Origin of the sequence: Corynebacterium sp. MSK204, assembly GCF_030229885.1 — a bacterium.
Classification (GTDB): Bacteria; Actinomycetota; Actinomycetes; order Mycobacteriales; family Mycobacteriaceae; genus Corynebacterium.
Genome location: NZ_JASPGQ010000008.1, coordinates 20,075 through 32,876, shown reverse-complemented (window position 1 = coordinate 32,876; position 12,802 = coordinate 20,075). Strand labels below are relative to the sequence as shown.

The 12,802-nt window shown below is 62.8% G+C and carries 10 protein-coding genes; 2 read left to right on the top strand and 8 right to left on the bottom strand.

What is annotated here, in order from left to right; all coding sequences use genetic code 11:
* Positions 1-18 precede the first annotated feature (18 nt).
* The 4 genes from QP908_RS06520 to eccCa all read right to left on the bottom strand — a co-directional run bounded on the left by QP908_RS06520 (position 19) and on the right by eccCa (position 5,703).
* On the bottom strand, positions 19-306 hold the full coding sequence (locus tag QP908_RS06520) for a WXG100 family type VII secretion target (RefSeq protein WP_005277116.1): 288 nt from the start codon (positions 304-306) through the stop codon (positions 19-21).
* Positions 307-350: 44 nt separating this feature from the next.
* The gene (locus tag QP908_RS06515; RefSeq protein WP_005277114.1) at positions 351-665 is read right to left on the bottom strand and encodes a WXG100 family type VII secretion target; all 315 of its coding nucleotides are present in this window, start codon (positions 663-665) and stop codon (positions 351-353) included.
* Positions 666-798: 133 nt separating this feature from the next.
* Positions 799-2,013: a type VII secretion-associated protein gene (locus tag QP908_RS06510; RefSeq protein ID WP_239269072.1), complete on the bottom strand. Its 1,215-nt coding sequence runs from the start codon at positions 2,011-2,013 to the stop codon at positions 799-801.
* Entirely contained in the window at positions 2,014-5,703 is a 3,690-nt protein-coding gene (gene eccCa, locus QP908_RS06505) for a type VII secretion protein EccCa (protein WP_284771933.1), read from the bottom strand. It abuts the gene before it with no gap.
* A gap of 152 nt (positions 5,704-5,855) precedes the next feature.
* On the opposite strand from eccCa, the gene QP908_RS06500 reads away from it, so the two are divergent.
* The gene (locus QP908_RS06500; RefSeq protein WP_239275519.1) at positions 5,856-7,301 is read left to right on the top strand and encodes a ubiquitin family protein; all 1,446 of its coding nucleotides are present in this window, start codon (positions 5,856-5,858) and stop codon (positions 7,299-7,301) included.
* Positions 7,301-8,542, top strand: coding sequence for a S8 family serine peptidase (locus tag QP908_RS06495; RefSeq protein WP_239269080.1), 1,242 nt, complete (start codon positions 7,301-7,303; stop codon positions 8,540-8,542). The genes QP908_RS06500 and QP908_RS06495 overlap by 1 nt, the downstream gene beginning before the upstream one ends.
* Here QP908_RS06495 and eccB read toward each other — a convergent pair.
* The 4 genes from eccB to QP908_RS06475 all read right to left on the bottom strand — a co-directional run bounded on the left by eccB (position 8,539) and on the right by QP908_RS06475 (position 12,768).
* Positions 8,539-9,822, bottom strand: a complete 1,284-nt coding sequence (eccB, locus tag QP908_RS06490; protein WP_239269082.1) for a type VII secretion protein EccB — start codon at positions 9,820-9,822, stop codon at positions 8,539-8,541. The two genes, QP908_RS06495 and eccB, sit on opposite strands and share 4 nt — an antisense overlap.
* Before the next feature lie 92 nt (positions 9,823-9,914).
* The gene (truA, locus tag QP908_RS06485; protein WP_239269084.1) at positions 9,915-10,796 is read right to left on the bottom strand and encodes a tRNA pseudouridine(38-40) synthase TruA; all 882 of its coding nucleotides are present in this window, start codon (positions 10,794-10,796) and stop codon (positions 9,915-9,917) included.
* A gap of 381 nt (positions 10,797-11,177) precedes the next feature.
* Entirely contained in the window at positions 11,178-11,690 is a 513-nt protein-coding gene (gene rplQ / locus QP908_RS06480; RefSeq protein WP_005277082.1) for a 50S ribosomal protein L17, read from the bottom strand.
* A 67-nt stretch (positions 11,691-11,757) separates the two neighbouring features.
* Positions 11,758-12,768 (bottom strand): DNA-directed RNA polymerase subunit alpha, encoded by a 1,011-nt coding sequence (locus QP908_RS06475; protein WP_239269086.1) that lies wholly within the window; start codon positions 12,766-12,768, stop codon positions 11,758-11,760.
* Between the last annotated feature and the right edge of the window lie 34 nt (positions 12,769-12,802).

Below are 12,802 nucleotides of genomic sequence, written 5' to 3'. Positions count from 1 at the left end.
GATGCTGCCAAGGGCGCGTTAGCCCCAGCTAGCGGCGGCGCGGCGGTTGACATCGCTCATGGCGTCATTGCCCTGGGACACGGTCTTGGAGATGGTTGCCAGCACGGTATTGAGTTCCTGCGCTGCCTTATCCCACTTGGCCTGGGCCTGGTTATAGGCCACTGCGGATTCACCTTCCCAGGTGCTCACCATGGGCTGCAGGCGGGATTTGAGGTCGGCCAAGGTGCTGTTGATGCGGCCGGAGGTGGCGTTGATATCGGCTGCGGCAGAAGAGATGGCGCCGAATTGGTACTTGATCTCGGACATGTCGAAAATGCTTCCTTTCGAATTTGCTGGTGGAGGTGACTGGGTTACAGGGCGAGGCCGCCGCCAACATTGGAGAAGGCCTGGGTGTTTTCGGCTTCGACGTTGTCGAAGTTGTGGGCATTGCTGCGAATGTTTTCAGAAATCGAGGTCAATGCCTCGCGCAGTTGCTGCGCGGAGGTGTTGTAGCGCTGCATCAAGTTATCGAATGAAACCTGCGCCTGGCCGGCCCAGCTGCCGCGGACAGAATCAACGACACCCTGCAGACGGGTGAGCTCGCCTTGGACCTCGTCATTGGTGTTATCGACGCGGCCGGCGGTGGAGACCATGACATCGGCTTGTGTCTTAAAAGTCTGAGACATAACAGTGCGCCCCTCCTTAGGGCGGGAAGAGATGTTGAGTGTGATTTCCCCCGAAAAAGCTTCTGTGCTTTCTCACCGTTATTGGACTGTGCTCAGACCCATTTGGTTCCCGGGATGTTAAAAACTTTTCTGTTTATTTCTTGCTCAGGGATTCGGTGGCCATCCGGCACGCGGCTTTTTGCACGGCATTAGCGTTATGCCGGGTATGGCACCCCACCGACATGTGGTGGCCGGTATCTTCCCATATGGTCCATTCCACTACGGAGCCATCGCCGGGGTCTTCTACATAGTGCAAACGCCCCGCGTCCTCAGATACATCGCGCAGTTCTGGATCCTTATCCACCTGGGCTTTGATTTCATCAAAGAGCGCCCTGGCTGGAACGTTGAAAAGCGAGTCCGCCGCTAAGAGAATCCTTAGATCAGGGTCTTCTCCTGTAGCGGTCACCAGGCCTTCCTCCACAGTGGCCTGAAATCCGGTGGGAAGGACGACGGACAGCCCTTCGATATCAAGGCGCTTTTCGCCTGGGTTGAGCTCGCCATCACCGCCCGCGTCGCCAGCCGCGTCCGCGTTGTCATCGCTGCCACCACCAGATTCGTCCGTCGGCACGGAATCGGCGGCGCTCGCAGCGGTGGCACTTCCAGCGGTGGTGACCGCCTCGCCGTCTTCCTCATCATTGGACGCATTCGCGCCCATGGCCCACCACGAGGCGCCGACGACGGCGAGGATCACCACGACGATCGCGACGTGGAACATGTCGATGGCACCTATCCAGCCGCGCAGCTTATCGGCCCACCGGGTGCCCGTTCCTCTCTCCTTTCCTGCTCGCTTTCCAGTTCCGGTTCCGGTTCCGGTTCCGGTGCCAGTCTCGGTTTCCATTCCCGATTCCGCGCGTTCCATGGATATATCCATCTGGGCTGTGGGCGCGGATTCTGAAGCGTCTGCAAGAGCCGCCGAAGCCGATGCAGGCACTGTTTCCTGCGCCCCTGCCTCGCCCGCAACCGATTCAGCCTCTCGTACTGGAGTTGATTCCGGTGCGGGCGTTGCGTCCTGCTGCCGCACGCGGGCGCCAGCTACATCGAGTTGTCGGGTCAGGATGGTGACGGCCTCGCGGGAGACGGCGGTGCCAGAGGGATCCGCGATGACGGATACGTCCACGTCCGGCCAGGCGGATCCAGCGATCTTCGCAATCTGGTCCATGACGTGGCCTAAGGCCTTGCCTTCTACGATGCCTGTTCCGGCGAGATCGTAGCGGTACACGGTTTCTGGGCCTTCAAAGATGGTGGCCGCATCCATGACGGTCACCGTAATCGTTGCCGTTGGTGCGGAGATAGGCGTTTCTGTAGACATTTATTCTTCTCCTTCCCCGTAAACCACCTGGGCGATTCCCAAGTTTTCGCCGCGGATGCTCCATTGCCCGCGCCCAGGCGGCTGGTGGCTGGGCTTGAGCCCGAAGATGGTGCCTTCATCGCGGTCGGCATCGAAAAGCAGGAATGCGGGTTGCAGGTCGCGCACCGCGGAAAAGAACTGACCGAACAGCGCCCGGCCGATGCCGCCGGATTTTCGGGCGATGACCATGTGCAAGCCGATGTCCCGCGCGTGCGGCAAGAGATCGATCAAGGGCGCGAGGGCGATATCGCTGACCAAGTCCGCATCATCTACCACCACGTAAATATCCGGGCCCGCCCACCAATCGCGGGCGGCGAGCTGCTCTGGGGTGATATCCGGTCCCGGCAAGCGTTGTTCCAGCGTGCGAACGGTATTGACGATTTCCTCCTGCGCACTGGATTGCGTTGCGGCATAGGCCGCCACCATGTCCTGATCCAGCGTGCCCAGATGGGCGCGGCGCTGATCGATGACCACCAGTCGCGCCGCCTCGCGCGGAAGGCGGCTAATCCCGCGCATGACCTGCGCCAAGAAGTTGGACTTGCCGCAGCCTTGGGCGCCGATGGCAACCAGGTGTGGTTCGCGCTCCGGATTCCAGGCCAAGGTGGAAAGGTCGCGCCCGCCGATGCCCCACGGGATGCCGCCAGTGGGGGCTTCGCCATGGGCAGCCAGCGCCTCTGGGGTCAGGACCGCGGGCAACATCTTCAGCTGCGGGGCGGGAACGGCGTTAGCATGCACGCGGCAGATATGGGCAATATCTTGATTCGAGGTGTGCGCGAGCAGCATATTTTCGCCGGCCTGTGTCAGCCCCCTGCCCGGAGCGCTGGGCAGTTTTTGCTGCAGCTTGCGGTCAATAAGCGAATCGAGCGCCTCACCTAAGCGCAGCTCGAGGCGGTTTGCGATGAGATCCCTAATCGCCGGGCGCATCGTGGTCCACCGGGAGGTGGCGATGACGACGTGTACGTTGGCGGAGGCGCCGTCCGCAACGATATCCGTGATGGATTCGGCTATATCCTCAAACTCCGCATTGGATGGGCCGATGTGGTGCCAGCCATCGATAATCAAGAAGGTCTCGCGCGATTCCGGCCGGCGAATAAACCCGGCAACCTCATCGACGATGCGGCGGATCTTTTCGCCTTCTTCGCGCCCGGCTACCCCGGCAACGTGCGGTAGCCGGTCGAGGGCGGCTAGCTGCCCACCGCCCAAGTCGATGACATAAAAACGGATATCTTCCGGCCGCCGGTTGAGTGCTAGGGAGGAGACTATCGTGCGCAGCGCGCCCGACTTGCCGGATTGCGGTCCCCCGCACAGGGCAAGGTGGCCGCCGTGCTTGTGAAAGTCGATGACCAATTGGTCTTGGCGCTGGTAGTAAGGCCTATCGATGACCCCAATCGGCGCGGATAGTTGCCCTGCGGTGGAACCCGCATTCTCCATATCGAGGGACGAAAGCTCGATGACCGGCGGCAGCGGTGGCAGCCAGATGCGGTGGGCCTCCTGGCCCCGCGCGGCGGCCTCCTCACCGGCGGCGCGAACCACCTCGGTAAGAACCGATGTGGATTCATCCATGACCACCGAGGGCGAATTCTGTGCAGCGGCATCGTCCTGCGCCCAGCCTGTAAAAAGCTCCACCCGGCGCGGCGGCCCTGCAGGGTTGCCATCTTGGTCCGTGGCCGCGTGCGTCCCCGTGCCAGGTGCAGCCCGGCGCGCGAGCGGCCCTGATACGTAGGAGGCCTGAAACCGAGTGAGATCCTCGGCATCGGATTTGAGGTAGCCGGCGCCGGGTTGGCCGGGAAGGTGGTAGGCATCGGTGACGCCAAGGACCTGGCGGGATTCGGCGGAGGAAAAGGTTTTCAGGCCGATTCTGTAGGACAAGTGGGAGTCCAGCCCCCGCAAGCGCCCTTCCTCAAGCCTTTGGGAGGCCAAAAGCAGGTGCACGTGGAGGCTGCGCCCCAAGCGCCCCACGGCAACGAAGAGCTCGGCGAAATCCGGGTGCTGGCCCAAGAGCTCGGAAAATTCGTCCACGACGATGACCAGCGCCGGCAAGGGGCCGTAGTCCCGCACGGCATCCGCAGAGGCGTTGTACTCGCCCACATTGGCAAAGTTTCCCGCGGTGCGCAGGAGCTCTTGGCGGCGATTCATCTCCCCGGAAATGGCGTCATACATGCGCTCTACCAGGGTGGATTCTTCTTCAAGATTAGTAATGACCGCGGAGGTATGCGGCAGGCGGTCACAGCCTAGGAAGGTCGCACCACCCTTGAAGTCCACCAACACCAGGTTGAGTTCATCCGGGCTATGCGTGGCAGCAAGCGCGGTGACAAGAGTACGCAGGAGCTCAGATTTACCGCTGCCCGTCGCCCCGATGCACAGGCCGTGCGGCCCCATTCCGCCGTGCGCGGATTCTTTGAGATCCACGGTCACCGGCTGCCCGATTGAATCGATGCCAATGGGCACCATGAGCCGCGAGGCGCCATCGCGCCCGTGCCACATGCCGCTAGCTGCCAACTCATCCACGCCGCTGTAACCAAGCAGCCCCAGCAAATCATTGCCCCGGCGCCCAGAGGTGCTATCGGGGCGGCGAAAGACCGCCATCCGGCGGGCCATAATCGTGGCCGAGGCAGTACCTAAACTATCGGGTGTACCCAGTTCTTCCACGCCCGCGGCCGTGACCGCCTGCAGGGTATCCGCCGCGACGAGGCACAGGCCTTCTTGTTCCGCGCGCAGGCTCAACGCAGACGACGGCGCACCATCTACCTCAATGACGGTGGTATAAGAATCGCCGTGGAAGAAGTCTTCGGTGCCGGTGGTCAGGAGGGCATCGACAAGCACAATGCGAAACCGCGCCTTGTCCGGCTCCCGGGTGTGCGGCAGCCATTTCAGCCACTCCCAATCGCCGCCGATGGCCTCGATCCCGATGGTCTCGGGGCCGTGCGCCAGGGCTAGTTGCATGACGAGGGCGCGCACCGTATCGCGGGCATTATTGCCGGTAAAGGATAAAAACCTAAAGGCCTGCAATTGGATCACCACCGGCATATCGGGCACGGTGCCCACCGCCTTGATGGCCTGGCGCATGCTCACCGCACAGACCGGGTCCAGGTCCTCGGTCGCACCAGAATCAGGCACGTTGATGGGCGTGCACAACGTGGTGGGCCCAGTGCCCACGCGCACCTCCAAGGCATCCGGATCATCAGGCCCGCGCTCCCACATGCGCCGCGATCCCACCAGCGGTTCCAACCCCGCCGGATCCGGGTGCCGATACAGCTCGTGTGCGCGCTGCGCACCGGCATTATCCAGGGCCTTTTCCCGCAGCGCCTTAATGTGGCGCAAGTAAGTCCGCCGGGTTTCATCCGGGTCCTGCCCGCTATTGTGCGGCCCAAACATCATGGCCATGCTGGCCAGCATCATCAGCGGAAACATCAAGGATACCGGGCTGATATGCCGCGAATCGCCCGCGCCCAGCACCATCAACGCCACCATGCCCAGCATGGCGGCGATCATCACGATGGGCAGCAGCAGGCGCACCAGCGGCACCGGCTGTGGGCGCACCGCTTCCGGAACTTCCTCTGCCTCGATGGTGCCGGTGGGAAGCGGCGGTGGCGCGTCCCGAAGCGGCATGGACAATGGCTCCACGATGTGGGTTTCCCCGATCCCAAGCATGGGTAAAATCCTCCCCCGATCCACACGCTTAGCGCTCTTGGCCCCCTGCCAAGATTCCCCGCGCTGCGGTGGACACGACGCCACCAGTAAGCCACAATATGTGGCATTGGGCAAGGGGGACGCCCACAATCTTTAGACAATTCGGGGGAATTATGACCGCTCCAACGGCGCATCACCTGCGCCTTACCATCCGCATCCACGCAGACTCCTTCCACAAGGAAGCAGACGTGGCATTGCCATTAAGCTCCAGCCTCGGCGAGCTCATGGCAGAACTTACCGATCTTGTCGATGCACCCGCGATCGACTCACCCTGGCGCGCCAGCACGGCATCCGGGCGCACCATCGACCTCACCGCACCGCTTGCCGCCACGCCGCTTGCGGAAGGCTCCATCCTGGTGCTCTCCCCGCGCGAGGAGCGGCCCGCGCCCGTAATCCGCGATGCGGCCGAATCCCTCGCCGCCCAAAGCCGCGACGACACCACCTCCGCCATTCCCATCGTCTGGGCGTGGACTGGGCTTGCCGCGGCCTTCGCCGTGGCCTGGGTGCTCTCACTTCCGGCGGTGGCCTGCGCCGGGCTCGCCATCGCGGCCTTCGTGCTCGCGCTGTGGACGCGGGCGCTATCGCTTGTCATGCTCACCCTGGCGGCAGGGGCGGCGAGCGGGTGGGCGCTTATTTCGCCCGCGCTTGCCGATGCCCCCTATGCCGCCCTCAGCACCAGCGCCACCCTCCTCGCGGCGTTATTGGCCTGCCACCTCACCCGGTTAAGCACGGTACGCATTACCTCCGGTGTGCTCACCATCGCCGGGCTAGTGCTCATTGCGGCCGTGAGCTACCTGCTTCCTGGGCTCAGTGGGAATTCGGGCATCGGCACGAGCCACGGCACCGCAGCGGCCGCGGGCACCGTTATCGCAGGCGTCATTGTGCTTGCCACCGCCCCCGCGCTGACCATCGCCACCGCGGGACTCAAGGTGCCGCAATTGCCCACCGCAGGCCAAGACCTCGCCGTATCGGATGAACTCCAGCCCGATGTGGACGATCGCGCCACCCGCGCCGGGTACGCCTACGAGGGCATCTGCTGCGCAATCGCGCTCTGCCTCATCCCGGCCCTTATCGCGCTCAGTTTCACCGGCACCGGCACCCTCGTGGCCACGGACGGGACCGTGAACGAGGCGGGAGACGCTTCCATCGGTTCTCGCATAGCCGTGCTCTTCGGCACCGGTTTAACCGGGCTCGGCTTCGTCCAAGCGCTCTGCGTCTCTGTTGCCGGAACGGTGGTCATGCACGCCGCGCGTCACGGGCGCGTGCTTGCCAGCTGGGCTCTCATGCTCGTCGCTATGGTTGCCTGCCTCACCGCCTGCTTGTGCGCCGTGCATGCGATTGCCACCAATGGGCTTGCCGGCGCTTGGGCGCCGACGGCGGTCGCCGCCCTCCTGCTTGCCGCGATGTTAAGCGCACCACTGTGGACGGCCAAAATGAGCGAGGTGGAACCAACAACCATCGCCTGGTTCGAACGCATCGAGTCCCTGACCATCGCCGCCTGCCTGCCGCTTGCCGCGCACCTCGCCGGGATCTTCGAGCTCATTCGGGGGCTAGGATAATGCACCACAATCGCTCGCGTCGTTCTTCCGTACTACCTGGTTTCAGCGGCAGTTCAAGGCTTGCTGCTTGTGCCCTCACCGCGTGTGTCCTCGCCGAAACCGGCGGCTTCATCGCAGCAGCTCCCATCGCGGGCGCGCGGGAACCGGACCGGGAATGCGCCACCGCGCATCCTTCTCCCCTAGCGCCAGAACCTTCCGAGGATCAGCGCGCCTACCGCTCCCAGCTGCATTCCTTTGCCACGGGCGAGGGCATTAAGGTAGCCGTCATCGATACCGGCGTTGCCCACCACGATCAGCTGCCGAATCTCACCGCAGGCGCGGACCTAGTCACTCCGGAAGAACCGGATCCGCACCGGGATTGCGACCTGCACGGCACCGTTGTAGCCGGCATCATTGCCGGGCACGATATTGGCATCGCCCCGCGATCTGAGATCCGCGCCATCCGCCAAACCAGCGCGCATTATCGCCAATACGATGGCACGGCCGGCGAGTCCGACGAGGACAGCACTACCGGCTCGCTCGACACATTGGCCAGCGCCATCGATCATGCCGTGGAGGACAACGCCCAGGTCATCAATATTTCCGTCGTGTCCTGCGTTCCAGCGAAGACCGCGCAGCGCATCGATAGCTCCCGCTTGGATGAGGCGCTCGGCCACGCGGAAGATGCCGGCGCGGTAGTCATCGCAGCCTCCGGCAATATTTCCTCCGGCACCTGCGAAGAAGGCGATCACGTCTTTCCCGCTGATTCACCGACCGTATTATCCATTAGCGCCCAAGAGGATGCCCACGCGCTGGCGGAGTACTCCCTCACGCCTGCCGATGGCCCACAATTATCCGCCCACGGCTTCGTCCCTTTAGCGCTTAATCCCGCCGGTGGCTGGGCAGACGGGAAGAACCAACAGGATTCCCTGGCGCAGTTTCATGGCACCTCGTTCGCGGCTCCGGTGGTTAGCGGCACCGCCGCCTTATTAGCCGAGCGCTACCCAGACGCCAGCGCCGCCGATATACGCCAACGTCTCCTCTCTGCCGGCGAGCCCGGCAACGGTTTCATCGACCCGCTCGCCGCCCTGACCCATATCGATGGCGAATATGCCGCACCCGCGCGCGATCTGACCATCCAACCCGCCAAAGACGAACACTCCCCAGCGGCGAGCCGTACCGGGTGGGTGATCGGCGGGTTAGTCCTGCTGCTGACCGGCCTGACGGTTGCCCGCGGGCTACGCCGAGCCAAGTCGGCCTAGCGGCTGACCTGCAGAGCTTCGTCCCGGTCCAAGCGCGAGGCTTCTGGCAGTAGCCGGATGATTTCCCACGGAACCTCCGCCCCGATACCGGTGCCGAGGGCCTCCAAGAGTTCCTTATTGTCCACCGCATGGCGCTGCCCCGTCGGCGAGACAACGTGATAGCCATGCCCGGTATCCACACCAACTCCTCCTGCCGATAGCCCACCGAAGCGATCCGCTATGCCCTCACCTGCGAGCGCTACCGTCCCGGGGTTCTCAGTCACCATCGCTGCCCCACCGTTGCTATCGGCGCACATCCAGCCCTCACCTGGGTCAACGAAGTCGAAGGTGGTGGCGGGCAGGCGGAAGTTTAAGGGGGAATCGGCAAGCGCGCCTATCTCTCGTGGTGAGGCTTCTTTGCGCGTCGCGCCGTAGCTAACCAGCATGTCAGCCTGGGTGGCGGAAAGCTCGGCGACGCCGTCGTCCGTCCGGGCCCACTGATCCTGCCCGGTATCCATGATGTCCGGCAGCGGATCGGGAAACGTCAGCGGCGGCTGCTCCGCAAAGGCATTGAGCAATTCCGCGGGAACGGGCCAGGCATGGGTGCTCCCGTCGATGCCAATCCCGCGGCGGATGACCCGGCCCTCCGTGCTCTGCGCATCGGGTAAACGCACCCGCCCGTCCGCGGTGAGCAGCCACTGCGTGCCATCCGTTTCTGCGAGCGCAGCACGCTCCTCCCCAAAGCCCTCCTGCGGCGGATCCGCTACCACGATGACCTCTTCTTGGGCCACCTGTTGGCTATCGATGCTGGTGGGGTTATCGGCAGGCTGCTCATCGTGTCCGGCAAGGCACGCCGCCCACGAGCGCTGCGGGGTCTCGCCCGGTGCGGCCAAATAGCCGGGCGCATCCGAAATCCCCACGGGAGTGCCCAACGAGGCCTCGCGTAAATGCTCGTCCCCAATGGTCTGCGCCTCGGCCGCCTCGCCGGCGATGATCCGCGCGGAAGAGAGGTTGTAAACGGGGTGGTACGTATCGTTGACATCCACGAAGAGCTGGCCCTGTTCCGAGCGCACGATGGGCGCGTCCCCTGGCTGCGGGCTCGGCTGCAACCAGGCTAAAAGCCCAGAACCGACGGCCAAAAAGGCCACGCCTACCCCGCCGAATATCATCGCCTTGCGGCGGCGGGCTAGCGGATCATGGATCATGCGCGTATCGCCCAATACGAGCCCGTGTTCCACGCGGCGGCGCAAAAATTTATGGCCCGAGACTTGGGCCTTCGTCGTTGGCAATGGACGTGCCATGAATTTCCCCCCGAAATTTCCCCGAAAGTCTAAATAAACCCAGACCTCAGGCTAGCGTAGGCTCCACGGCCCTGCCACTTGGCAGCGTGTTTTCACAAGGTCGTGCGCTTTTCCCTCGTCATATGCGCGCGCGCGGACATGTCGCCCGCCTCCGGGTAATCCACTTGTACTAAGGACAAGCCCCTCGCCGGTGCTACGGGAATGCGAGAGGAGCGCTTGGTTTCCTGAAGCAATGCCGCGGCAAAGTCGACGTCCATGCGGCCTTCCCCAACGCTTAAGCAACAGCCCACCAAAGAGCGCACCATCGACCAGCAGAAGGCGTCCGCGGTCACCCGGGCTTCAAAGAGCTGCGGTTCTTCCGGTGTCGAGACATCCTGCCAGCTAAATTCCTGTAATTCTCGAATGGTGGTGGCATTCGGCTTGGCCTTGCAAAAGGCCGCAAAATCGTGCAGGCCTACCAGCGCGTTGGCCGCATCCTGCATGGCATCGATGTCTACCGGTTTGAACCATTCGGCCGTATCGCGCGCCCGCGTCGGCAGCGCACCCCGCGGGCTGGTGGTTATCCGGTACACGTAGTGCCTACGCAGCGCAGAAAATCGGGCATCAAAACCTTCCGGCGCCACCTCGCAGCCGTGCACCCGGACGTCTTCCGGCAACAGCTTGGCAAGCCTGCGCACTAACTTTCCCGGATCGCCTCCTACGGACCGTTGTTCCAACATCTCTTGCGGTACGTCCACGTGCGCCACCTGCCCGCGGGCATGGACGCCCGCATCCGTACGTCCGGCCACCGTCAGCGGCACCTCCGTGCGCGCGATCATGGCCAGCTGCTCCTCGAGCACGCCCTGGACGGTACGCAGTCCGCCCTTTTGCTTAGCCCAGCCGTGGAAATCGGTGCCGTCATAGGCCAGGTCTAACCGGAGCCGAACGAATCCTTCCGCTGGTCCCTCATCTGCGATCGGTGCTGCTTCAGTCATGGTGGACCTAATGCTACCGGAGGCGGCGGCGGGTTCCCGAAATGTGCAACTTCTCCTGCTACACCTCCCCTATTCGTTTTGAGCAGAAAATGCAATATCTGAGGGCCGTAATTGCTCAGTTATCGCAGTGGAGGATGCGCATAAGAGGTTGCGCGGGTGGATGCGCGGGTGGATGCGCGACGAAACCGGCTCATAGTCACACTAAAATACCGAGGCCCAGGAGGTCGCGGCGCAGGGGCTGAGGGAAAACGACAAAAGCCGCCTTCCCGTCTCTCTTCGTAAAGAGTATGGGAAGGCGGCCATTGTGCGCTACTGCTGCGAGTAGTCGGTGCAATCCACGCGCGGCGTTAGGGCCGACGCGGATTCAGTGGCCGAGGGAGATTACTTCTCCTCGGACTCCTCAGCAGAGGTGTTCTCAGCTGCGGTGTCCTCGGCCGGAGCCTCGGTCTCTGCAGCCTCGTCTGCCTGAGCTTCTTCAGCCTCAGCGGCCTTGGAAGCGGCAGCGCGGGTAGCGCGGTTAGCCTCGGAGGTCACGGTCTCCTCAAGAACGAGGGAGATCTGGGACATCGGGGCGTTATCACCGGTGCGGTTGTCCAGCTTGATGGTGCGGGTGTAGCCACCCTCACGGTTCTCAAACTTCGGTGCAACCTCGTCGAACAGGTGGGAAACAACATCCTTGCGCGGGATGAGCTTCAGCACTGCGCGGCGGTCAGCAATGGTGCCGGACTTAGCCTTGGTGATGATCTTTTCGACGTACGGGCGAAGAACCTTCGCCTTGGCATCGGTGGTCTTGATGGCGCCGTGCTCGATCAGGCTAGCTGCCAAGTTGCTCAGCATGTGAGCTTGCTGCTTGGCGGAGCCACCGAGACGGGCACCCTTCTTCGGGGTAGGCATTGTTTACTCCTCGTGTGCGGTAAAAGTTGAGCGCGCGGCAACGAGTGCCGCAGTTCAGGGTGATTCTTTACTCGGAATCGTCCGCAGCCGGGTCCTTGAAGTCACCGGTTTCTGCGTCGTAGCCCTCGAGCTGGGTGGGGTCGAAGTCCTCAGGGGTGTCCTTCAGAGCAAGGCCCAAGTTAGCCAGCTTGATCTTTACCTCATTAATCGACTTCTGACCGAAGTTGCGGATATCCAGCAGGTCGGACTCGGTGCATTCTGCAAGCTCGCCGACGGTGTGGATTTCCTGACGCTTCAGGCAGTTATAGGAGCGAACGGAGAAGTTCAAGTCCTCGATAGGCATGCCGTAGGCGGCGATATACTCGGTCTCCTGCGGGGAGGGGCCGATCTCGATGCCTTCGGCTGCGTTGTTCAGCTCGCGTGCCAGGCCGAACAGTTCGACCAAGGTGCCGCCGGCAGAAGCCAGGGCATCGCGGGCGGAAATCGAGTTCTTGGTTTCGACGTCGATGGTCAGCTTGTCAAAGTCGGTGCGCTGCTCAACACGAGTAGCTTCGACCTTGTAGGAGACCTTCAGCACTGGGGAGTAGATCTGGTCGATTGGAATACGGCCGATTTCCCCAGAGGTTGCGGCAGCCGGGACGTAGCCACGGCCGCGCTCAACGACGAGCTCAATGTCCAGCTTAGCGGTGTCATTCAGCGAAGCGATGTGCAGATCCGGGTTGTGGATCTCCACGCCAGCCGGCGGCTGGATATCGCCCGCGGTGACATCACCAGGGCCTTCCTTGCTCAGGTACATAACCACCGGCTCATCGAAGTCGGAGGACAGGACCATGCTCTTGATGTTCAAGATGATCTCAGAAACGTCTTCCTTCACACCGTTGATGGTGGTGAACTCGTGGAGCACACCATCAATCTTGATGGAGGTTACCGCTGCGCCCGGGATGGACGACAGCAGGGTGCGACGCAGCGAGTTACCGAGGGTGTAACCAAAGCCCGGCTCGAGCGGTTCGATAACGAACTTGGAACGAGACGAGTCGATGAATTCCTCGGTGAGCTGAGGACGCTGGGAAATGAGCATTTCAATTCTCCTTTTCGGCGACCGCTATTTGACG